Origin of the sequence: Arthrobacter sp. NPDC057013, assembly GCF_042674585.1 — a bacterium.
GTDB lineage: Bacteria > Actinomycetota > Actinomycetes > Actinomycetales > Micrococcaceae > Arthrobacter.
Genome location: NZ_JBHUSE010000004.1, coordinates 61,957 through 83,013, shown reverse-complemented (window position 1 = coordinate 83,013; position 21,057 = coordinate 61,957). Strand labels below are relative to the sequence as shown.

20 protein-coding genes are annotated in these 21,057 nt (G+C 60.9%); 5 read left to right on the top strand and 15 right to left on the bottom strand.

What is annotated here, in order from left to right; translation table 11 throughout:
* Positions 1–430: 430 nt before the first annotated feature.
* From ACFTSA_RS07665 to ACFTSA_RS07655, 3 genes are all read right to left on the bottom strand, one after another.
* The gene (locus ACFTSA_RS07665) at positions 431–1,063 is read right to left on the bottom strand and encodes an MFS transporter (protein WP_377950686.1); all 633 of its coding nucleotides are present in this window, start codon (positions 1,061–1,063) and stop codon (positions 431–433) included.
* Positions 1,064–1,195: 132 nt separating this feature from the next.
* Positions 1,196–3,760 (bottom strand): S8 family peptidase, encoded by a 2,565-nt coding sequence (locus ACFTSA_RS07660; protein WP_377950685.1) that lies wholly within the window; start codon positions 3,758–3,760, stop codon positions 1,196–1,198.
* A 5-nt stretch (positions 3,761–3,765) separates the two neighbouring features.
* Complete coding sequence (locus ACFTSA_RS07655) at positions 3,766–4,764, bottom strand: AAA family ATPase (RefSeq protein WP_377950684.1); 999 nt, start codon at positions 4,762–4,764, stop codon at positions 3,766–3,768.
* A gap of 907 nt (positions 4,765–5,671) precedes the next feature.
* Between ACFTSA_RS07655 and ACFTSA_RS07650 the strand changes: the two genes are divergently transcribed.
* The 3 genes from ACFTSA_RS07650 to ACFTSA_RS07640 all read left to right on the top strand — a co-directional run bounded on the left by ACFTSA_RS07650 (position 5,672) and on the right by ACFTSA_RS07640 (position 7,992).
* Positions 5,672–6,115, top strand: a complete 444-nt coding sequence (locus tag ACFTSA_RS07650) for a hypothetical protein (RefSeq protein ID WP_377950683.1) — start codon at positions 5,672–5,674, stop codon at positions 6,113–6,115.
* A gap of 297 nt (positions 6,116–6,412) precedes the next feature.
* Positions 6,413–6,673, top strand: coding sequence for a hypothetical protein (locus tag ACFTSA_RS07645; protein WP_377950682.1), 261 nt, complete (start codon positions 6,413–6,415; stop codon positions 6,671–6,673).
* A 158-nt stretch (positions 6,674–6,831) separates the two neighbouring features.
* A complete protein-coding gene (locus tag ACFTSA_RS07640) occupies positions 6,832–7,992 on the top strand; it encodes a PIN domain-containing protein (RefSeq protein WP_377950681.1) in 1,161 nt (386 codons plus the stop codon).
* Positions 7,993–8,627: 635 nt separating this feature from the next.
* Here the strand turns inward: ACFTSA_RS07640 and ACFTSA_RS07635 are convergent.
* Positions 8,628–8,798 (bottom strand): hypothetical protein, encoded by a 171-nt coding sequence (locus ACFTSA_RS07635; RefSeq protein ID WP_377950680.1) that lies wholly within the window; start codon positions 8,796–8,798, stop codon positions 8,628–8,630.
* 382 nt (positions 8,799–9,180) lie between these two features.
* Here ACFTSA_RS07635 and ACFTSA_RS07630 point away from each other — a divergent pair, with 382 nt between their 5' ends.
* Entirely contained in the window at positions 9,181–9,621 is a 441-nt protein-coding gene (locus tag ACFTSA_RS07630; protein WP_377950679.1) for a hypothetical protein, read from the top strand.
* A gap of 370 nt (positions 9,622–9,991) precedes the next feature.
* Here ACFTSA_RS07630 and ACFTSA_RS07625 read toward each other — a convergent pair whose 3' ends face one another.
* A complete protein-coding gene (locus tag ACFTSA_RS07625) occupies positions 9,992–10,702 on the bottom strand; it encodes a hypothetical protein (protein WP_377922862.1) in 711 nt (236 codons plus the stop codon).
* A 73-nt stretch (positions 10,703–10,775) separates the two neighbouring features.
* On the opposite strand from ACFTSA_RS07625, the gene ACFTSA_RS07620 reads away from it, so the two are divergent.
* The gene (locus ACFTSA_RS07620; protein ID WP_377950678.1) at positions 10,776–11,654 is read left to right on the top strand and encodes a PIN domain-containing protein; all 879 of its coding nucleotides are present in this window, start codon (positions 10,776–10,778) and stop codon (positions 11,652–11,654) included.
* Positions 11,655–11,669: 15 nt separating this feature from the next.
* Here the strand turns inward: ACFTSA_RS07620 and ACFTSA_RS07615 are convergent, their stop codons facing one another.
* From ACFTSA_RS07615 to ACFTSA_RS07570, 10 genes are all read right to left on the bottom strand, one after another.
* Entirely contained in the window at positions 11,670–12,341 is a 672-nt protein-coding gene (locus tag ACFTSA_RS07615) for a hypothetical protein (protein WP_377950677.1), read from the bottom strand.
* A 722-nt stretch (positions 12,342–13,063) separates the two neighbouring features.
* Positions 13,064–15,535, bottom strand: coding sequence for a VWA domain-containing protein (locus ACFTSA_RS07610; RefSeq protein ID WP_377950676.1), 2,472 nt, complete (start codon positions 15,533–15,535; stop codon positions 13,064–13,066).
* On the bottom strand, positions 15,532–16,335 hold the full coding sequence (locus tag ACFTSA_RS07605) for a PASTA domain-containing protein (RefSeq protein WP_377950675.1): 804 nt from the start codon (positions 16,333–16,335) through the stop codon (positions 15,532–15,534). The genes ACFTSA_RS07610 and ACFTSA_RS07605 overlap by 4 nt, the downstream gene beginning before the upstream one ends.
* Before the next feature lie 410 nt (positions 16,336–16,745).
* On the bottom strand, positions 16,746–16,982 hold the full coding sequence (locus tag ACFTSA_RS07600) for a hypothetical protein (protein ID WP_377950674.1): 237 nt from the start codon (positions 16,980–16,982) through the stop codon (positions 16,746–16,748).
* Positions 16,983–17,080: 98 nt separating this feature from the next.
* Complete coding sequence (locus ACFTSA_RS07595) at positions 17,081–17,419, bottom strand: hypothetical protein (protein WP_377950673.1); 339 nt, start codon at positions 17,417–17,419, stop codon at positions 17,081–17,083.
* A gap of 36 nt (positions 17,420–17,455) precedes the next feature.
* Positions 17,456–17,623 (bottom strand): hypothetical protein, encoded by a 168-nt coding sequence (locus ACFTSA_RS07590; protein WP_377922877.1) that lies wholly within the window; start codon positions 17,621–17,623, stop codon positions 17,456–17,458.
* A gap of 23 nt (positions 17,624–17,646) precedes the next feature.
* On the bottom strand, positions 17,647–18,396 hold the full coding sequence (locus ACFTSA_RS07585) for a hypothetical protein (protein ID WP_377950672.1): 750 nt from the start codon (positions 18,394–18,396) through the stop codon (positions 17,647–17,649).
* Between the two features lie 12 nt (positions 18,397–18,408).
* Positions 18,409–18,675 (bottom strand): hypothetical protein, encoded by a 267-nt coding sequence (locus ACFTSA_RS07580; RefSeq protein WP_377950671.1) that lies wholly within the window; start codon positions 18,673–18,675, stop codon positions 18,409–18,411.
* 188 nt (positions 18,676–18,863) lie between these two features.
* A complete protein-coding gene (locus ACFTSA_RS07575; protein ID WP_377950670.1) occupies positions 18,864–19,862 on the bottom strand; it encodes a hypothetical protein in 999 nt (332 codons plus the stop codon).
* A complete protein-coding gene (locus ACFTSA_RS07570; protein ID WP_377950669.1) occupies positions 19,859–21,055 on the bottom strand; it encodes a sensor histidine kinase in 1,197 nt (398 codons plus the stop codon). Before ACFTSA_RS07570 ends, ACFTSA_RS07575 begins: the two co-directional genes overlap by 4 nt.
* Positions 21,056–21,057: the final 2 nt, after the last annotated feature.

Below are 21,057 nucleotides of genomic sequence, written 5' to 3'. Positions count from 1 at the left end.
CGGCCCAGTCCGAAGCCGGTACAACCGAATCCGAAGCCCAGGGTGTGCACATTGTGCACACCCTCCTTTTTGCCCATTTTGCGCTCCGCCCGAGCGGAGTGTGACGGTCCATTTGGCTTGAGAACTTCTCTCCACCACGCGGCGCTGTGGCACCCACTGTAGCGCTGCTCCGCCGTCTCAGCCTGAGTCGAACGCGCCAAAGCCGCTGAGCTGTGATGCGACGAGCAAGTCGGGGTCTGGGATCAGATAATGGCATAACGCTGCAGCCTCCTTGAGGCATCCCATAGCTGAGGCAATCGATGAGGACGTGACTCGATGCTTGCTGAACAGACGGCATCAGACAGCCATGAGGCCCAGCGAATTCCCGCCATAACGAAATAACGGTTATCGGGTGTTCAAGTAGGACGAGTGCAAGTGGTGAGAAGAGTCGTCAGCTTTCCACCAGGACAGGGACGTCATCGGCGCCTGGCTGACGCGCCGACGGGCGGTGTGCACAAAGGAGACCCACGCTGATCAGGACGCAGAGAACCGCTGAACCGGCGTAGAGCGTGAAGAGGCCGGGAGCGCCGTCGGATGCGAAGGCCAGGCCGCCGAGGAACGGTCCCATGAACGATCCGATGAACGCCATAGTGTTGGTGAGGCCCAGAATCCTGCCCCTGCAATGAGGTGCAACGGCGCCGCTGACCGTGGCATTGATGAGGTTCACGGCCCCAAGGAAATCGGGCGTCGGCGCCATCGCGGCGAATGCCGAGCCCAGCGCGAAGATCGTGGCGGCAAGCGCCATCACACGCTGCCGGCCAATCCTCTCGGCCAGTGCGGTGCCGCCGAGGACGCCGATCAGTGCGCCAGCGTAGACGATTCCGCCCACCAGGCCGGCCGTGGCCTCGTCCAGCTTGAGGGACTGATCCTGTAGCAGCAGTGGCACAACGGAACCGAAAACGATCAGGTTGTAACCCTCCATCAGGGTCACCACCGTGCAGAGTGCAATGACCGCGTTGTTAGACAGCAGGGGCCGAAGACTGCCTCGGCGCGGAGAGTGCGCCTGCCTGAATGTGGGGTTCATATTGCAATCTGTACACTTCCTGGGGGTCAGGCATGGCAGCCGAGCACGGCTGATGGCATCTGGGGCATTTACAGTCTCGTTGCCGTGCAGCGCTCTCGCTTTGGTCCCTCGTGTCGAAGCGTGAAGAGACGTCTATACCTCGATTACGGTCGCGATCTGCTGCGCGACAGGTGTCCACAGATCAACATCCACTTCTGGTGCTTCGATGCTCACCACAAGCGAGTAGTTCACGCCGTCGCTGCTTTTGTCCATATGGGGCCAGTTCTTCCACCAGCCAGCGACGGGATAGACGACGACCGCTTCCTTGCTCGCGAGATCGACGGCCGCTCCCGTCCAGATGTCTGTGTGCAGTGAGCCGGCCGATGTCTGCTGGTCTCGTCCGAACAACCATCCAGTCTCGGTGTTGAGCGTCAGTGGCTTTTGTCCGTCATCCCGAGCTTGCTTGTTGATTCGCTGGCGGAACGCGTCGATGCTGTCTTCGGGGCGCTTCATCGCAAAGCGCAGTCCATGCGACGGGTAGATATAGCGGCCGGTCCATCCGCGGCTGGAGGGGTTCGGCTCGACAAAATACGAAAGGGTTACCCGCAGCCGGACCTCTGTCTCGCCGAGTTCTGATAGTTCTCGTGTAGGCCAGGGAAGCTGATGGAAGTTCATCTCTCGAGCCTTGCCGCTACTGGACTGACCTTCGCGTTCGTAGGGATGGATTACTGCTTCATCCACCAGGGTCAATGCGTTGGATGCGCTTCGGGTCGCTCGTTCGAGGTTGGGCACTCCCATGCCGTACCGCCTCAGAAGGTTGACGGCATCCTTCTTGGTCGGGGCCGCATCGATACGCGACCACATCGCGTCGGTCCATTCGGCCGAGTGGACAACCAATGCGCGTACGGTTTCCGGCCTGAGGTGCGGGTAAACCATACGAATGTCCGCGGCTATCGCCGCCACCCGGGCTGTCGCGGCCGAGGTATCACGCGTCGTCGTAAAGAATCCCTCGCCTGGGCGTTGCATGCGCGTCGTGAGTGTGGCCAGGTTTTCCGGGGTGTCAACTCCCGTGCCGTCAGGGGTTCGGGCGAGGTTTCCGCCGGGAGCGACAACATCCGGTTTGAATGGCCATCGCTTCTGGTCGAACGACACTGACGTGCGACTGGTCGGTGACAGCTCGCCGCGTCTTGCGACAGGCACATAGCCACGAAAGATATCCCGTGCGTGGTCCATCGCGTCGTGCTCGGCATATGCGCCAACGGTGAGCGCGTTCCATGACTGTGAGGGGTCTTCGACAGCCTCGGCATCACTGCGGTCGAGGTGATCATCCTTGGCCTGAACATCCCGGATGTTTCCTGCGGAGATCACAAAAAGGCGAGGAGTGGGTTCTTCATCACGGTCGAGGTAGGTGAACTTCGCGGCGGTGTCGTCAATGGCGCGGCCAAATGCGAGAGCATCCACGGTCGCAGACCAAGCTGTGGGCTTTCCGGATTCCTGTTTCGGGCGATCTTGGACGCTGGATCCCGGATTCGGTGCGGCGGCGGGAGCAGTTACTGCGAGCATGAATACGCGCGACCGATCGCGGTCTGTGATCTCGGGCTGGTCTACCGCGCGGGCAGTAACTGCCCCGTATACGTCAGGGTCATTGTCGCCGCTGTCCGGAAGAATCTTTACCGATTCGAGCCGGTGCCCGAGCTGGATGCGGTGGCTGGATACAATCGCTTCTTGGAGGTCGCCATAGAGCGCCAGTCCAGCCATCTCCGTGCCATGCGGATGAATGGCGATGTCTTTGCGCCAGCTGGTCTCCACCGCGTGGAGGTCATCTGATGCCAGGGAGTCATCGAGTAGGGGGTGCCCAGCTTGCACGCCGCGGTCCAGAATGCACACGACCGGAACTCCCACGCCGGCGTGGTCCACACGTGATTGGAGATCGCGCACCCACTCCCGCTGTTCGGAGGCGGCAAGCCCCGGCACGAACGATGAGACCTCGTGCGGCCGGCGAATCTCTGCGATGTCGTCAATGCTGTGGAACGTCATGGCGAGCTGCTCGGCGGTGGCCTGCATGAGGATCACCGTACGGTCGCCGAACCCTAAATAATGGTCGCTCGTTCGCAATTCATGGTCTCGGGCGTATCTTGCAAGGCGCTCCGGTTCCTTGCCGTCAGTGTTCCGGAGCCAGATTTCCCACCATCGGGATTGTGTCCGGTCGGATGGGAACTCGTCGGCAGGGTCCGTCCAGAGTTCGCGGATCGTTGCGCGCCGGATGGAGGCGATCCCTTCGATCAGCGCGGCATTCCTCGGATTGCCGTCCGTGGCTTCGGCAGTGGATACGTACTGCTCGAGCTTCTTGAGGAAGAACTCCTTCTTTCCTTCCGGGATAAAGACCGTCGCATTGCAGACGATGCCTGCTGGAGTCTCCTCTTCCTGGACCGCCACCAACTCGGGTTGCGCGCCTGAGCGATGAGATTCGAGGCTCTCAAGCGCCAGTTCCAGCCCGGGGAAGGACGCGAACGTTATGTATGCACCCTTTGGCTCAGCGACCTCTTCGACTGGCGGCGTCGACGCGGTCTCGAACTCAGAAGTTAGACGTGTGCCGTGGGCCTTTCGATCACCGAGGAAAGCTGGCTTGTCCCCGCTGCGACCAGTGCCAGCGAGCGTGAAGGGCTCAGCGGAAGGCGGCGTGGGCACAACAATGTGAGGGTGGTCTCGTTCTGCCATACCAGTTAGACAATTCCTTCAGACGAATGCCGTGCTCGGGGGCGCTCTTCGAGCGCGGTGATGAGATCGTCCGTGCGTACCCGGGTGCGGTTGCTGAGGACAGTTCGCTTCGCCGCATTCTCCGCTGCCGTCGAGACCTCTGCGTGGCTGAGTCCTCGTGCTACGGGGACGATGCGCGCCCAGCTGAGGTTGCTGATCTGGAACAAGGCGAGCCGGTTCCGAATCACCGATTCGACTATCTTGTCGTCCGGAAGCGTGAAGTCCATGACGGTGTCGAAGCGACGGAACAACGCGTTATCGAGCAGACTTGCGTGGTTAGTTGCGGCGACGATGACGCTCTCGGAGGCGTCTTCTTCGAGGAACTGGAGGAAAGAGTTCAGAACCCGACGGATCTCCCCCACATCGTTCTGCGCGGCACGGTCACCTCCGAGCGCATCAACCTCGTCGAAGAGGTAAACACCTCGGGTTTGAGCGAGCGCATCGAAGATGAGCCGCAGCTTCGCCGCCGTCTCTCCCATGAATTTGGTCAAGACTGTGTCGAGCCGGATCGAGAACAACGGCAACCCGAGCTCCCCTGCAATGACCCGCGCCGTGGAGGTCTTCCCGGTCCCTGGCGGACCCATAAGTAGCAGCCGCCGCGCAGGTGTCAGACCGTGCTTCGCGAGCGCGTCTCGTTGGCGCTGTTCCAGGAGGACGTGCTGCAGTCTCTCAGCGAGCTTGCCGGTGAGCGCGAGGTCGCCGAGACGTGCTTCGGGGTACGAGACGTTCAGTAGCGCGCCGAGTTCGCCCTTGGGTTGCGCGAACGGGACGATCGACGCTACGCGGGCGGTGTTCCCCGCGTGTTCCCGCAATTCGTTGACGAGGTCGCGAAGCTCCTGAGCAAACTTCGATTGTCCGGCGCGTGCGGCTTTGGCGGCCACTTGCATCGCTACCGCGTAGAACTGGGGGTCGTCACCATCGCCGTGGCTCTTCACGAGTGCTTTGACCTGATCGTTGGTCGCCATTTGGGACCTCCTCTCAGCGCGCTCTGTATGCCTCCCGATCTCTGTAGACAGATTCATTGTAGCCCGGCCCTGTCACCATTCGGGGGCGACCAACGCCCTGCCGGTTGCATTGTTTCGGGCCCGGCCTGAACCCGAAGCACCTTGTACCCTACACCTGCCAGACCGCCGCCCTGCGGTAGGCCATCCGGTTCCTCCATGTGGAACATAGACCCTTCCGCTGCCGTCAACGGCGCCGTGAATGTTTTCGAAGTCGTCCTCCGCGGCGCGACTGACATATGGAGACGGATCGCTCTGGCAAGTCCGGTCCCTTATCTTGCCCGCGACGTTCAGAGCAATCTTTCCCATGGGTGGGACCTGTCGGCTCTGACCGCGGCCGTATCCGGGAATCCGCTTAGGAGGATCGTCGCAACCATGCCAGCGCCTACATTTCCGACGAGTGCCGAGAGCCAGTCAGTGATAACGGCCATAGGGCCACCTTTCCCAGAGTCATTGCGGACAGATACATAGAGTGCAAGTCCGAACGAGACCAAAATCAGAATGATGGCAACGACAATCCCCCACGGCCCCGTCGATGCGAGGTTTGAGAAATCTACTATTAGACAACCACAACCTCCTGGCAAAGTCGCGGAAGACCACGCCGATGCCCGCACACAAAAACTTGCGCATGGGAGGTCTTTTACGACTTGTCGTGCTCCCTCCCTAGTATCTGAATCATGACCTTCATCTACACATCCGCGGATCTGGCTCAGATCGTCGCCAACATTCCAAACAGGCCAGCGCCGCCGGGTTAGCAATCATTCCCGGGGTCGAAATCATTCGGGAAACAGATGTACGGATCTACCCGCTTGAAGCTGAAATCGGTGACGCTCTCCGAGTAGCAGCCCTGGCGAACGCTCCATTTATTGCAGTGGAGACAGAAATATTCTGGACTAGCAGGATACGGAGCACCGAGGCTTACGAGGAACTCCCGCTCAAGGCCGAACGCCGACTCGAGGCAGCTGAGGTAAACAAGCGTCGTCACATCGCCCCTGCCATTCTCGCCGAAGCAGGCCTGGGCGAGATCAATGACGTGCTGCTTACACACCAAGTCATGCCCGACACCAACAGAATCGTGAACGCCAAGGCTATGGAGTTTGAGGAGGACTTCCGCGCCCGAAAGCACGAACTGGCCAGCGAGCTATCGAATGTCCCCTACTTCTATACGCAGAACACCAAGGCTGGCAAAAAGTTAGTTGCCATCGATTTTCTTACCGAAAAGGCTGACGGATACAGGTTCCTTAACAGTAACTTTGCGGTCGAACTTAGTGACGCGGCGTCCCCGCCGCGAAACATCCGCCGCCTCCAGCCGTGATCAAGATTTCGAGCCCCTAGGAACTCGGCCGCCGCTTACCGGCCCCAGAGCATCGACGGCGCTATCAACTCGGGTATGGCGCACGCTCATTCTGCAGAGAATCGGCAACAGATTCCCAGGGCCAGCTATGCCGACCCCACCGCCGTCAGGACCACCATCGTCACCAGGACGGTTTGAACTACGGCTTCTCCCCCGACCGAGGTTCTGCGCCGTCACAGCGGACTCACTGACGGATGGTCAGTGGTTGGACCGTGACACGGCGGCGAGCCCGGGCACCTTGACCTGTATCCTTCCGGCATGACAAACATTGCAGAAGCCCAGTTCGAAGTTGCCCCCTACCCCAGATCTGAACAAGTGACGCTTAACCGGCCCGAGGGATACACCCATGATCAAGCAATCCTTTGGAGGGAAGCTCGCGAGCAGGTGGAGAAACAGCTTGCCGAAGGTGAATACGTTCAGTCCGAGGTTGCCATCTCTGGTGAGTCGGTAGGAGAAAGAATGAGGTGGACGGCACTGTTCCAGATCGAGTTGGAGGAAGAAAGCGAAGACACGGACTAATTTCGGATCCCGGTGCGATTTCCGTTAGGTCGGCCGTGGAACCCCGACCAAGCCCACCCCTGCGCATAGGCCGGCAAGCCTCGGCGGTCATTCGCGGACCGGCCGCCTTCCTAGTCCCCAACAGGTCGGCGATCACTCGCTGGGCCTAAGATCGGAGAATGCAGATAGCGCCGCTGACACCGGACCCAATAATCGTTATTACAGATACGACTGAGCTGCATAATTCTTACCCGTTAGCCGACACGCGGTGGGTGTTGTTGGCCAAGGAGATCAGCGCTGGAGTAGTGCAATGGGTTGTTCCGGAAGTTGTTGTCCGGGAAACCGTGCGCCATCAGACCGCAGCCTGGGAGAGGGCTCAGAAAGAGACTCTTCCCGGTATCCAGCGGGCTGAACGAGGGTTGAAGCAGATCGGCATAAGGGTTTCCGTCGACACCGACACTCTCACGGAAGCGACCAAGATCGCCGCAGACTACGAGAGCTACCTGCGGGCGCGCATCGCTGAAATCGGCGGCGAAGTTGCCGCGTTGCCAACCATCGAACACGAGAGACTACTTGCATGGGACCTGGCCAACCGAAAACCGTTTAGGACCGAAGGGAAGGGCTACAGAGATGCCCTCATTTGGGCCACGGTCCTCGAGTACGTGACAGCAGCCGGAGCGGACAATTGCGTCATTTTTGTCTCCAACAACAAAAGCGATTTCGTCGACAAGGGCGGTATCCACGCCGATCTCCTTGGTGACACGGCGCAGCTTCAGTCTGCAGCTGAGCTCAGGCACTCGCCGGGGCTGACGGCCGCCTTCACACTCGCAAGGGAACTCAGAAGCGTTGAGCCGGGGCCCGAGCCCGCGGAGCCAACAGTAAATCTTGAGCAAATCCTGTTGACCGCGTTGGATGGGCAATGTTCGGAGCTGACCGGTTCAGACTTCGAAGAGCGCACCCAGGACGGAGACGTTTATGGCCCAGACTGGGTCCCGTCCGAGGTGCAGAACCCGAGCGTTTACCTACTCGAGCCAGATGCTGCTTCCATGACCTGGGATGTGGTGGAGACCTTTGCCGAGGGGACGCAGTTGATCAACGTAACGGCGGACGCGGCGCTTACTGTGGACGGCTACATGGAAAAAGGGGACTTCTATCGCACCGAGTGGAATTTTGAAGATGACATCTATGCGTTGACGGCGGATCACAATGACCACTACGCCTGGGTCGCAACTGACGGCTACGCGCGAATTACATTCAGCATTCTGCTGTCACCCGGAGACGGAGCCGTGAACCACACTGAACTCGTCTCGTTCGAGACGGGCGCCAGCACTCTCAGTTGAGACAACGCGGGCGCCCGCACCGATCGCTAGCCCTCCGAATAATGACCCAATTGCGGCAGTTGCCATGACAAGATTGCCAGAGTCGCCGCTGAACTCAATCGCAGACCAGGCGAAATCTTGGGTTGGTAGAGCTCCATGGAGCACCTGGCTTGACTGACTTCAACGTTGATAGAGCCATTAAGCTGTTGCTACGACCCCTGAACTCCGCCACGTCACAATGGCTCACTTTTCGACCGTCACCGACAACCCGGACTGGGATTCGTCGCCGTTGAGATTCTCGTTGGTGCCAGGTCGTTGGCGGATAGCTTGATCGCGGTTTCGATGCCGACGAATTCTGTTCCCGTTCGGTGAGTTTGGATCCGCGGCCGAGCACGATGAAAGAATGGTCAAGCTGTTGGATGATGATTCTGTTGCCGGGCCTGGAAATCTCGGCGGCAAAGTCCAGCAAGTCGGAAGTCCCCGCTGCGACTCCGACGACGAGGTCGAAGCCATCGTCCGTGTGAAGTCATGCGGGTATTCGGCCACGCAGAGGTCTCATCTCTAGAAGCAACTGCAGAGGCGGGTGGTTCGTTCAGATGCGAGACTTGGGATGGACGCCCTAGAGACGCCCTAGATAGGTGCCGTTCGGCCGTCGTTCAGACCTCAGATCGCTTGATGAGCTCACTAACAGCCTCGGCGAGCGCACCAACATCTTCGACTAGAGTCCTGGAGAACTCTTTCGGATCCGAGGCTTCCTTGACCTGGAAGTTCCGCGTGCGGGCGATTATGTCCTGCACCCGTGAAAGGTGTCCACTGAGTTCGCTCATGGAGTCCACTATAGAGCTCCTCGCAGCCACCTCTCGCACTGCGCTCGGCGGGGACTGGGATCTCTCGACCCCGGTTTCGACGTAGCCGCAGTGGACGCCCTTTTGCGTAGGTATTCGAAGTTGATCTCCCGACGTTGTTCCCGGGGATTGCCGTCACCGACCAGCCGCTGATTTGCTCGGGCTCGGTTAGCCTATGGCGTTGATACCCAAGGCAATGACCGTGTTCAGGGCATCAACGACCCCTTGCACGGTTCCCGTGGCGGCTCGCTCCAAAAGCTCCTGCTCCAAGACCTTCACAACAGAGCGCTGCGGTGCAGGTGACTCTATTTCGTCTTCAAGCCGCCCGGACTCTTCCCTCGATTTTCCAACACTGTGGAGTCTGATGCAGGAGCTGATGAACAGCTACCACAAAATCGCCATGAGCCAGGCGGATCAGAGCTTCAAGGCCTGCCAGGTGGCAATGGGCGTAGGACTGCTTCTGATTGTGGGGTTTGGCGTAGCCGCGGTGATACAGACTGATCCCGTTGCAGCCGCCGCTGCCGGCGCGATAAGCGTCGTGAGCGACGCTGTTAGTGCGTATATCAGTGCAACCTACATGAAGGCATACACCCAGGCCACGGCCCAAATCCGGCAGTTCTTCATTCAACCAGCAGATTTCACCCGACGGCTGGGGACCGAGCGTCTGATTGGGCTCGTTACTGACGACGACCATAAGAAGGAGGCAGTCATGATTGTCCTCCAGTCCATGTCGTTAGCTTCGCCATTCACTCCTGCCGAGTTGGGCAAAGGCGTCCAAAAGGCAATCGGAGACGGCAAAGTGTAGGACTGATTTGCTACCGAGCTCCTAGCTCCGTGTTTAACATATTTGAAGTGGGGCGATTATTGCAGCGCGATTAAATAGCCAATCCTCTCTCCATAGCAGGTCGCTAACGGTATGGCCACGTGGCTTGCTGGCCTGGTTCACTGCTCATACAACGCGTCAGCCCTTTGGCGTCTGCTAATGGCCCGCATGATACTCCGCGCTGAACGCCATGGACCGAGCATCGTCGATTAACCGGCGCTTGTGTATCCACGCGCCCGCTTCTGACTGGCTCACGGCATGTCTCATCGCCGAGACCAGTCGAGTGGCAGAAACCCCAGGACGTTGTTTACAGAGGCAACGAGTCGAAAAGTAAGTAGATGGGCTGCCGTTGCTATTCCTCGTCCTTGAAGACCTTTCGCCCCGACGTATAGCGCCAGATAACGTGATCCAAACGATTAGCGGGGACGGGGTATAGCTTCGCCACCTGCTTGATCAGATCGCCAGTCTGCCTCGACGTGAGATTCCTTGTGACGCCGCCGTGTCCCTTGACGAATCGCGTGATCATGCGGTCGGGCTTCACCGACGGATAGCCAGCCAAGATCAGCAAGTAGTTGAACGTGACACCCGACGACTGGCTGGGCAAATCCAGCCAAACGCTTTCAAGCTCCGTGAGATGTTCGTCTGCCGAGTACTGTGCGTGCAGGTCCTTCATGGTCCTGACACCTATGCCGTGGAGTGCCACAGCAGCCTGGTAGACCACTTCGGCCTTCAGCGGAGCTCTCTTGTCTGAGTAAGCACGATTGTGGTTCTCGACCAGGTCGGCAAAGCTATCGCTGCCGCCTTCATCCTTGAAAACGCGAAGGAGCTCTTCTGTGCCGTCCTGGTGAGCATCATGACCATTGAGTCGGCGATGAGCTGTATAGCGCGCTACGACGTTCTCTACAGCCCCATACGTCGGCCCCGTGGACCATAGCGAGTCGATGACGCACAGAGCTAGGCTATTCGGATAGCCATCGGCCGTTATCCAAGTGGCTGGGTCGCCGAAAATCGTCCGGCACGCTTCGGTCAGCCGTTCCGCCTCCGCGGCGAACTCAGTCGTCATGGTCGGACTCTAGCAAGCTTTGCGCAGGAATCAGCCCCATGGCCCATCGAGCCGCGCACATACACTGAATCCCATGATCAGATTGCTTCCTGGTGCTTCCCCAGACACCACGCTCAAGATGCTAGCTACCGCAGTTAACGAGGCTGCCACCGTGTCGAGCGCCGGCTACGCCAGCGACCGGTACAACAGCTACGTTGAGTGGGCGTCCCGGAATGGCAATCTGCTCGCCCATTACCTGCACGCTGACGAAGTCGACGCGCTCATCACCTCACGGCGTTACTGGTCACTGCTCGCCCTTGATATCTCGACCATCCCGTTCGGCGCCCTTGCGCAGCTGGTTGATGGCGAAGTGCAGCAGCGCGTTCGTGCCCTCGAGGAGGCTAAGCGAAGGATCGGAGCCGATCTGCAGCTGTGGGACAACGGCGAGGCTGTGGCAGTCGTCCTAGATACCGGAGCGTGGCTGAAGTATTTCGATGATCCGATGAACTATGACGAATGGCGTGAACGGCTCGACGAGCATCCGCATGTCCCCTTGGTAATCACCGTCCCAATGAAGGTCGTGGATGAGCTCGACGGCAGCAAACGGAACCGCGTCGATGCTCCAAAGGGAGGCAAGTCGATCCGCTTTCGGGCAGGGTTAGCTCTGAAGTATCTCGAGGCCCAGGGAGTCGTACCGGGTGAGCGCGTAAAGCTCCAGGAAGGAAGCACGGCAAGTGCGCACCCTACTCGGACGGTCTATCTGTCCGTCCTAGAGCAGCCTCTTGACCAATCGCCTCTCCCAGATGGAGATCTGGAGATCATCGAGCGAGCAGGAGCAGTCGCACCGTACGTCAGCGGTATCCGGATGATTACCACCGACTACGGGATGGTCTACCGGGCGAAGCAGGCTGGCATAGCGGCCGTACGCGTCAGGGGCTACGAGGAAGAAATGACGCAGCAGGCCGCCCCTTAGCCTTCGCCTGAGAATTCAGCTGTCATGCTCGGGCCTCTCTGGATCGTCCAAAAGAGTCTGCTCGGGCATGTCCAAGTACGCGTACCGGCGCAGCTTATCGACCGTGCTCGCGTTCATGCACAGCAGCCGGCCCTCGACCTTGCTCGGGTTGTTGGTGAGCTCGTAGAACGCGGGTCCGTGCTGGCCCGGAGTCCAGTGGTCAGTCAGCTGGCAGGATTCGCCGGCCTGGAACAGTGAGTCTTTGGCATCGACGCGGATGCGGCGCACCGGCACGGACTCGACCGGCTCAATGGAAGCAATGTATGTTTCGGCACACGTGGCCCTGACGACCTTTGCCTGTTTCCGGGCCAGCCGGAAGCATTCGGTGACATACCTCGGATTAAACGATAAACGCCACGTCCCGGTGTCCCGGGACCGTGCGTCGGCGCTGAAGGCGATGGTCGGCCGCTCACCCAGTGCGAACAGGAGCTGAAATACATCGCGGGACAGCCGCTCCCTGCCGACAAAGATGATGCCCTGCTTGGCTGCGCAGCCGTCGGAGTCGAGCAGGCCTTGCAGGAGGGCGATGCGCTGGTCGATGACTGGGCCGGATCGGGGATTTTTCGGGGGGAGTGGCGGTTTTTCAAGGGTTGGCGCCCGGTTCGAGTCCCATCTTGGGCACGTGTTTTCCCTACGACGCCGGTCCAACCGAATCCGAAGCCCAGGGTGTGCACAATGTGCACACCCTCTTTTGGTGCGCATCTACGCGCCATTTGGCAGCTCCTGGCCTTACGCCCAAATCCTGTCCATGAACGTGTACGCACCCCGGAGTGTTTCCAACCACGGGTGTCCTGAGCCGTTGCGGGCATACCGCCGCGGCTAAGCACGTCGGCACTGCGACAGACGTGGGCCGGGATTCAGTGAGCGTCATTCCGATGCACCTCCTTCAACATTCTCATCACCGCAAAAATGGAAACTGCATGACTGGCCCTGCCCTTATCGACCGGGGACCTCCGCAACCGGCCGGGTGACTCGTCCGTCGACAGGCTGATTCTCAGAGCCACCGCGCACCCGTCCTGCAAGGAGGCCCCGTACCTACCCAGGTTAACCGGCTTCGATGAGCGCCCGATCTCCCAGAAAGCGTTCTGATCGTTGATGCTGATCCGCGCATACCCGCGCTTCATGGCCCTGCCTTTGTCTGTCTCAATTCTCATAAGGCGTTCTGAGACACTGCGGTGAGACCGACTTTATGAGACAGGACTGACAACGAAAGGGTGCTTGGCCGTGGAGGAGACGGACGTTCCCATAGAACTAGAGTTTGCGACTGCCAGCAAGGCATGATCGCCCGGCAACGACCTCCCCAGGGATGTCGGGAACGAATGCTGTCCGGTAGGACGGGCAGGCCGCCCTGAGTAAAACGCCGGTTCCTCTCATGACCCCGTGGCAGCTAGAGGTCGAGCCCGCGCCCCTGCAAGCATCCGCCATGCCGCCAGGCCTAGCAGAATTGCGGCGACCCCGAATATCCAGAGAGCTAAGGGGAATGGCTGTGGAATCGAGATGGCTACAGTGCCGACTACGGGCTTGCCGCCCTTTGCAGTTCCCAGAACGTTAATAGTGTGGTGTCCCGGCGGAAGGTCCGTCGCTTGCAGATCGACCGTCAAGGAGCCCCTTCCATTTTCGTCCAGTTCCACGTGTCCCAGGACAATCGGCTTGGACTTCACGTAAATCGTCGTGCCCGTGAAAGGGTCCCCACCGGTGACGGTAATGACGGTTCTCCCATAAGCGTCCACCTGCGGCTGTCGAATAGTGTTTGGCTGATCTAAGGGGACATCAATCTCAGATTCGGTGGGCCACCACTGGACGGTCGCACTCTGCCATGCTGGCACACTTTCAGAGTTGACCATGCTGCCCTTAACCGCTCCCGCGGACGACGCCCATGAGTTTAGCGCCGCCGCCATAGCTTGGTGCCCCGCCGCATTTGGATGAAGCATTTCGGGTGAATGCTTGTAGGCCCCTGCCAATGTAACGGGCACAAACCAGGGATCGGCGGAGCACATGTTATGCGAAGCCGGGATGGCTCGTTCTATTGAGGCGATGTAAGCCGGAATCCCCTTTCTGGTACTGGAAGCGACACCTACCTCCACTGCATTATTTAGCAACGCCTGCAGCGTCGAGAAGTCTCTAAAGGCGGCGCTGAGCGTTCCCGTTTGGAAGCGGTGCGTTCCGTTGCAGCGAAGCGGAGAGTCGGCGTCCCGGGCCAAGAGCTGAGGATACTTTAAGACGATTATCGGAGGGACTTGCAGGCGCGACTCCGCGAATACCTGGCTGGTGTGGTCCAGAACGTTGGCCACATATTCCGGTACGGAATCCACCAGCCCGCGAATTTCTACATAGGCGGCGCCGGATTTCGGACTTGCCGGGCAGGACGCCAAGGGATCACCGCCCGATACGGGGGCTGTGGGTGCGGCCAACAGTGCACTCATGGCGCACTTGTTTGCTATGTCGGCAAAATGTATGTCGTTACCGGTGATACTGAGAAAGATCGCGTCCGGCCGGTAGCCGGTCTTGAGTATGTCCTTAACCTGGGCCAGCTGACTGGCCTCTCCGTTCTGGCCGCTCGCGTAAATGTTCCGGCTGACGGCACCGGAGCACGCCAAGATGCGGACCTGCTCTGGGCTATAGAGCCAGTTGGCGTACTGGTTCTTCGTCCTATGGCAAGCGGAGGCTTGCTCAGCAGTCTGGAAGTACGGCCTGTCCGCGGTGCCGGCGCCCTCCCCCGACGAATAGGAGTCCCCCAGCACAAGTACGTTCTTGAAATCTTTCAAACTCCCATTGAGGTTCGCCCCGGCGGGTAGGTCATGCCTGTAGGTGACTTGGAATTCCTTTTTCTCGGCTGTCAGCCCGTCAGCTGTGACTGTCACTCGGAAGGTGGAGTGGTCGAGCTTCGGATTGGTCGGCGGCCTGACAAGCCACTTGGTGGGGATGCTGGCATTCGATCCCATGTTGCCAAGCATCATGATTGGCCGCTTGACGGAAGACCCCGACGATGCGTCCGTGTCCCGGACCTGCAGCTGGACGTTTGAGGCGCGGTGGCCTTTAGCGACGGAGACTGTAACCCCGACCGCGAAAGTCTCCTCATACATCGGGACGGGCTCAGCCGGTGCCACAACGCTGACGCTTAGTCCCTTGCCGAGCTGCTCTTTCAGGACCTGGGTTAGCTGGGCTGAGTCCTGGGCCGTGACATATACACCGCCGGAAGCGGCGGCAACGCATTCGAGTTCCGACTGGCCGCTGGTACTGATGTCGAAACCGACGGTGTTCACGGTGACATTGACGTTTTCGGCCTTCAGTTTCTTCGCTGTCTCACAAGGGCTATCACCGCAGTTTGATTCGCCATCGGAGACCAGGACGATCGTGACATCAGTCAGTCCTTCGCTCTTGAGATAGTCGGCAGCATCCAGCATGGCGTCACTGGTGGGTGTTCCTGCATCGGGCTTAGGAAGGGCCGCCAGCGCGGCGCCCATCTCGCTGATCGAGGAAGTGCTGACGGGAAGCCTGAGTTTGGCGGACGGGCATTGGGAGGACCCGTTTGCAGACCCCGCCGGATAGGTCATGAGACCAAGCCTTGCCGTCGGTGGTACTTCCTGCACCTGTTGGAGAATAGCGGTTTTCGCGGCCCCGATTTTCACGACTCCTTTGCTGTCCTTGTCCGCCATGGAACCGGACGTGTCAAGGAGGATCAGCACATCAGAACTACCAGGACGAAACTGTGCAGGTGAATTACCTGGAGTCGATTGTGCGGGCGGCGCCGGGACCTGAGTGGCTGCCCCGGCCGGGGCGTTCACGGTAAGGAAGAGCGAAGCAATGCACAGCAGGCCCACCAGACGATGCAAGCGGTTCATGGTGTTGACCCCAATGCCGATATTGCGTCTGCTGAGCCGAGAAGAACCGCGTTTCCAAGCAGGACGGACTCGCTGCTGAAGCTCTCGCTGCCGCCGACTTTAGTCGCCTCGATGTCCAAACGGAGAGCGCCGGCAACATCCGCGTCCAGGTTCGCGCTTTCGCCGTACCCGAGTTCACGGTCGAGCACCACCTTGTCGTCGGCGAGTATGCGGACATGCACCCGACTCTCCTCAGGTTCCGTGTCGTCTATGCCGACTGTCGCCTTTAACTGCGCCGCTTTGCGTCCGAGTATCCAAAAAGTAGTTTCAGCCTCTTTGCGTGCACTGCATCTCACGCCGTCCGTGACGGCAGTTCCATTGACGGTCCCGGAGCTAACGGCTCCACAGTCTCCGGTGGCTTTCAGGGAGGACAGAGGAACACTGCTTGCTGCACCCGCAACAGTCAATGCAGGCGTGGCATTAAGGAGAGCGCCGGCAGCGGGGGTTGTCGTGAGCACTGTTCCTGTTTTGGCCCCGGGGTCGTAAATTCGTTTCAGCGAGGGCTGTGCTCCCATTGCGGTGAGTGCCTTCGTCGCTTCATCTATTGGTTTCCCAGCAAGTTGGGGCATCTTCGCCGGGGACGGCAGGGAAAGCGTGATCGAAGCCGGCGTCTCCGTACCTGCAACCGGGTCTTGGGCAGCGACCGTACCCGCGGACACGACAGACGGAACCTTGGCGATCTTCACCAGGGACTGGCTGTACCCTGCATCCGCGAGAACCTGTCGCGCGTCAGCTTCACTCAGACCCCGGACATCTGGCATGGGCAGCATCTCGGCTGCAACGGCTGGGGCCGGAGCTGACTCGCCCGGATTGGCTGCTTCTGTCCCTGGGCCAGGGATTAGCACCCCGCGCGCGACCCAGCCCAAAATGAGACCTGCGAACAACGACGCGAGGCTGAGCATGAGGATGGCCGAGCTGAGCCGCAGCCACCGCGGTGATCGGCGGCCACGTCCGGGGCCTGAGCCCGGCGTTCCTGCCTGTTTCAATCGCGGTTTCCACCGCGGGCCATGGTCAACCCCCGGGCCACTTCCATCTGAATCGGTGCGCATGGTGTCCCCCTCTATCGATCAGCCGTGTTCGTGCCGCACGGGGGACGAAGACGATTTCATTATTGGAAATGGCTTCACCGTAGCCCGTGCAAAATGATCGGGCCACGGTGATGCCGATCAAGTCAAAAGATGAAGAAGCCCCAGCGACCACCCCGGTAAAGGTAAACGGCATACGCGATGAGCAACGGGCCGGCCCACAGGCCGTTTAGGTGTCCTGAGGCCGAGGACGTGAAGGCGAAGATGAGGCTGGCTACGCCGATCAGCATCCAGAAAGTCCCAAGGATGTAGCGGGGCTTGCGGCGGACGCGGGGAACCGAAGAGTTGATGGTCTGGTTCAGGGTTGGTGGCTGTTCTGACATGGTGTGCTCTTTCTGTAATGGGTTTGCTGGTGAGTCCAGCGGCTTTGTAATAGGGGATTTCTAGGGCGCCGGTGAGGGCACCATATTCATGGCCACGATCACCACCGTTTGGCTGACCAGTTGACGGCGTTCTCGAGCGGATTGTTGCGATTTGCTTTTGCCGCTGGCTCCTTGTCCGTTACACCGTTCAGGCCGCAGTACGAGTCGACAGCTTGCGACACCCCTAGAGAATTGCCCATGTTGTTGGGCTCCAGGTCGTGAGCAATTAGCAGCTCCCTTTCCACTTTGAGGCGTTCCCCGGTGGACAGGGCGGCGTACTCGTCGCATGTCATGGCTCCTGGGTTGGAGCAGCTGGTGAGGCTGGCGGCCGCCACGATGGCGACGGCTGCGGTGGCCAGGACACGGCCGTGGCGGACGGGTGATGCGATTGCGGGCATGGGGATTCCTCGGTAGGCGGGCGGTAAAGGAACGTGCTACTTGGACGGAAGCTTGTGGCCAATGAAGGCGCATACGGCGCCGACGACGAGGATGCCGATGAAGAGCGGTGCTTCGCGGGGGTAGTAGCCCAGGATGGAGACTTTGAAGATGCCAATGGCGACCAAAATGATGCCGATGACGGTGAATATTCGCTTGGCGTTCATGGGAGACCTTTCAGTTGGGGGTACTAGTGGGTTCCTGCTGCTCCGTGGGTCGTGGGAGGCGCCGGCGGCAGCGTGGGTGGTGCGTATTGGGCGGCGGCGCCTGCAGGCCAACTGCTGGGTAACTTGTAGGCCGCCATCGTGCCTTTCTCTGGCAATGGTGCGGGGCCGGCCTGGAGCAAAGCGTTCAAGGCGTCCATTTCCTCCTCGTCGAGAGGGTGGGTGTCTGCCTTCCGGTAGGCGACGGTGCGTTTCATGAGGTCGTGGGCGAGTGCAGCGGTGTCGGTGCTCTTGTCCAAGGTCAGCTGCAGGTACATGGCGCTGCCTTCGGAGTTGAAGGCGAGCCTGAGGGTCTCGGCCGTGAGGACTCCGTACCGCGGTTGGAAAAGGATGGAGTCCAGCCAGGGGTAGCGCAGGTGCCCGGCGAGGGCTTTGCCGCGGCTTCGACCGGCCGCGAGGAGTTTGCTGCCAGCGTTCAGCAGCAGGGCTGCGCCTCCCCCGACCCAGCCGCCGCCTTTGTCGTAGTTGGAACAGACCATGGCGAAGCGGGAGTCGGTGACATAGCAATCGATCCGCACCTCATCCACGCCGGCTGCCTTGCGGAACCGCCCGCTGGCGGGATCGTAGATGTGGACTTCCGCGGCGGAGGCGTGGATGGGCCCGATGATGTCCCCGTCCAGGTCTTCCCAGATCAGACTGAGGTTTCGGCTGATGCTGGGGTACGCGAACGACTCGGGCTCCCCGGGTTCGGTGATGGCCAGCGGGTTGTAAACCACAGTGTGCTCCGATCAGTTCTTCACGAATGGGTTGGGACGGACCCTCGGGTCCTCGGAGACTGCGGTACTTCCGCTGCCAAGCAGCCGCGGCAACACGAGCAGGAGGAAGGCCGCGTCGGCGGCCAGGCCTGCAGCGCCGAGGATGCCGCAGATGGCTAGCGTCGTAATCCAGAAACCCCGGTTCCGGTCGGCGGCCAGCCACATGCCGGAGGGGCGGGTCAGCGCGTAGAAGAAGATGGCCGCGTTGGCGATGTAGCAGATGGTGATGAAGGTGTTCATGCGGTCCCTCCGGCAGCGAAGGACTGTGTGCCGGATTGCCCCCAGTCCCGTGGACAAGGCTCAGCGGCCCGAATCCATGCTGGATCCTAGGCATGCGACAGAGGGGTGAGGCATGGAGACTGGGCCGCGAGGGCCGAAGTGTCCCCGGAAGGGCGTACACCCGTCTCCTTATGTGACGGGTGTCCGGCTCAGGCGTCCGGGGAACGGTCTGCGAACTCGATGAACGTCGGCTCGTCGGGGTTGTCCGGGGTCGAGGCGAAAATGGTCACCGCGAGGTCGCCGCCCTGTGGCCTGGCACGGGCGGTGACGGTGCCGGCGCGGGCCTGGTTGAGGATGTTGACGACGCGCTCGGAGACGGCGGCCAGCATGCGCGGCGTCAGGTCCTGGCGGCGGTCATCCAGAAGCTGGACGGTCACACCGCGTTCCCGTGCTTTCCGGGCAGCTTCGACGACCTCAGCGGTGGCCAGGACGCGGCCGCGGATCTCGTCGCGGAATTGGGCTTCGGCGAGCTGGAGTTCCTGGCGTTCGGCGTCGCTAATGGTGTGGTTGGGGTCGGCGATGCGGGCCAGGGCAGGCCCGGCGACTTCGCGGACGTGTTCGAGCCATTGGGTGCGCGCGACATGCAGCGCCTGTTCGGCAGCGTGCCAGTCGGCAGCGGCCTCGGCGTCGGCACGGTACTGGCCGACTTTGTGGTCGTTGGTGCGCAGCAGGTGGCCGATCCCAGTGCTGACCAGGACCCAGCCAACGGTGGCGATGTTCAGCATGAGGCCGCCGACCAGACCCATGGATGCCCCTGACGCCCACACGGTGGTGAGGATGACGGAGAGCAGTACCCCGATCCAAGAGAGCAGGACCCTGCCTCGGATGTTGACGGCGACCAGCATTGTGTATGTGGCGGCCAGGTGCCAGGAGGCGTAGCCGGGCCACCTGTCTGTGGGCAGGACGTTGTCGACGAGGACGATGACCGCGACGGTTGCCGCCAGGGCGGTGATGCCTGATGTCAGGGGGAGGCGGCCAGGGCTCGGCTTGAGCACGACGGCGATGCCTGCCAGGTAGATGGCCATCGCCAGGTAGACCGGCCCCGGGGAGGAGACCATGTCGAGGGCGAGGAGGCCCAGGGTGATGTGCACGGCGACGAAGACGATGCACAAGACGGTCATGACTTTGGTTGAGATGGCGCGGATCATGCCTCCGCTCCTTCCCATGTGAGGCGGACTTCGGTTCCGCCGAGAGGCGGGGTGATGATGGTCGCCGAACCACCGGCGGCTTCCATACGTCCGATGATGGAAACGCGGATACCGAGCCGACGGTCCGAGACGAGGCCCGGGTCGAACCCGGTGCCATTGTCTTTGACGGAGACAGCGATCTTCGCTGTCCCGGCCGCCCGGTGGCCGGTCAGGGTGACTTCACAACGGCTCGCCCTCGAGTGGCGGACCGCGTTATTGATCGCCTCTGTGGTTGCTTCGAAAACAGCCCGAACCACATCGCCCGGCAGGAGCAGGTGTTCAGGAGACTCGCACACGACGTTGACGACGGGTTCGCTGGTGCCGGTTCCGGCTGTGAAGCGGATGCGCGCGGCGACTTCGGCAAGGGTGGCCGGTCCCGCCTCTGAGGCCGCCGTCCCCTGCTGCTCGAGCCTTTGCAGGGCGCTTTGGGCCAGCCGGGCGCTGGCGTCCCGTTCCTCCACGGATCCGGCCTGTGACGCGGTCAGCAACGCCGTCATGACGGAGTCGTGAAGCAGCCCATCGAGCCGGAGCCGCTCGTTGCTGAGTGCCGTCGCTGACGCAGCCTCCCGGTATTGTTCAATGGCCTGCTCGGCGGCGGTGTCGGCGCGCGCGGCGGCACGACGGAGGATGCCGATGGTCACGCAGATGATGAGCCCCAGCACCGTGGCGAACAGGGCATCCTCCAAAGCCACCTGCAGGCTGGCCGAGCCGCCCTCCGGGGTCGTCCTGACCATTGTGAATACGGCCCCGATCACGAGGGTGTAGATGCAGCCGATTCGAGTGCCGAAGCTAAAGGCGCACCAGGCAGCACCGACATTGATCATGGCCCACAGCCAGGGAGTTCCGAAGCCTTCCGGGACGGTCGGGGGAACCGCCAGCGGCCACAACGCCAGGCCTGCCAGGACGAGGGATGCCAAAGCTCCGGCAGTCGAGGTCAGGCCGCGGCCGCGGCCTGAGGCGGCCGCGAATGCCGCGACAAGGGCCAGGAAGAGCCCCAGGAAGATGGTGTTCCACCAGCCGGCCGCGAAGGCGGACTGGCCCACTATGGAGCCGGAGGCCTGGAGCAGCAGGAGGAGGGCGAACGCTGCGATGCCGCGACCCATGAGGCGGTGGGTGTCCAGGGCCGAGATACCGGCCAATGAGGGTGTCAGCACGC

Excerpts from the sequence above, each read along its gene's own strand:
- ACFTSA_RS07665 (WP_377950686.1), bottom strand. The coding sequence starts at position 1,063 with ATGAACCCCACATTCAGGCAGGCGCACTCTCCGCGCCGAGGCAGTCTT.
- ACFTSA_RS07660 (WP_377950685.1), bottom strand. The coding sequence starts at position 3,760 with ATGGCAGAACGAGACCACCCTCACATTGTTGTGCCCACGCCGCCTTCC.
- ACFTSA_RS07655 (WP_377950684.1), bottom strand. The coding sequence starts at position 4,764 with ATGGCGACCAACGATCAGGTCAAAGCACTCGTGAAGAGCCACGGCGAT.
- ACFTSA_RS07645 (WP_377950682.1), top strand. The coding sequence starts at position 6,413 with ATGACAAACATTGCAGAAGCCCAGTTCGAAGTTGCCCCCTACCCCAGA.
- ACFTSA_RS07640 (WP_377950681.1), top strand. The coding sequence starts at position 6,832 with ATGCAGATAGCGCCGCTGACACCGGACCCAATAATCGTTATTACAGAT.
- ACFTSA_RS07635 (WP_377950680.1), bottom strand. The coding sequence starts at position 8,798 with ATGAGCGAACTCAGTGGACACCTTTCACGGGTGCAGGACATAATCGCC.
- ACFTSA_RS07630 (WP_377950679.1), top strand. The coding sequence starts at position 9,181 with ATGCAGGAGCTGATGAACAGCTACCACAAAATCGCCATGAGCCAGGCG.
- ACFTSA_RS07625 (WP_377922862.1), bottom strand. The coding sequence starts at position 10,702 with ATGACGACTGAGTTCGCCGCGGAGGCGGAACGGCTGACCGAAGCGTGC.
- ACFTSA_RS07620 (WP_377950678.1), top strand. The coding sequence starts at position 10,776 with ATGATCAGATTGCTTCCTGGTGCTTCCCCAGACACCACGCTCAAGATG.
- ACFTSA_RS07610 (WP_377950676.1), bottom strand. The coding sequence starts at position 15,535 with ATGAACCGCTTGCATCGTCTGGTGGGCCTGCTGTGCATTGCTTCGCTC.
- ACFTSA_RS07605 (WP_377950675.1), bottom strand. The coding sequence starts at position 16,335 with ATGCCAGATGTCCGGGGTCTGAGTGAAGCTGACGCGCGACAGGTTCTC.
- ACFTSA_RS07600 (WP_377950674.1), bottom strand. The coding sequence starts at position 16,982 with ATGTCAGAACAGCCACCAACCCTGAACCAGACCATCAACTCTTCGGTT.
- ACFTSA_RS07595 (WP_377950673.1), bottom strand. The coding sequence starts at position 17,419 with ATGCCCGCAATCGCATCACCCGTCCGCCACGGCCGTGTCCTGGCCACC.
- ACFTSA_RS07590 (WP_377922877.1), bottom strand. The coding sequence starts at position 17,623 with ATGAACGCCAAGCGAATATTCACCGTCATCGGCATCATTTTGGTCGCC.
- ACFTSA_RS07580 (WP_377950671.1), bottom strand. The coding sequence starts at position 18,675 with ATGAACACCTTCATCACCATCTGCTACATCGCCAACGCGGCCATCTTC.
- ACFTSA_RS07575 (WP_377950670.1), bottom strand. The coding sequence starts at position 19,862 with ATGATCCGCGCCATCTCAACCAAAGTCATGACCGTCTTGTGCATCGTC.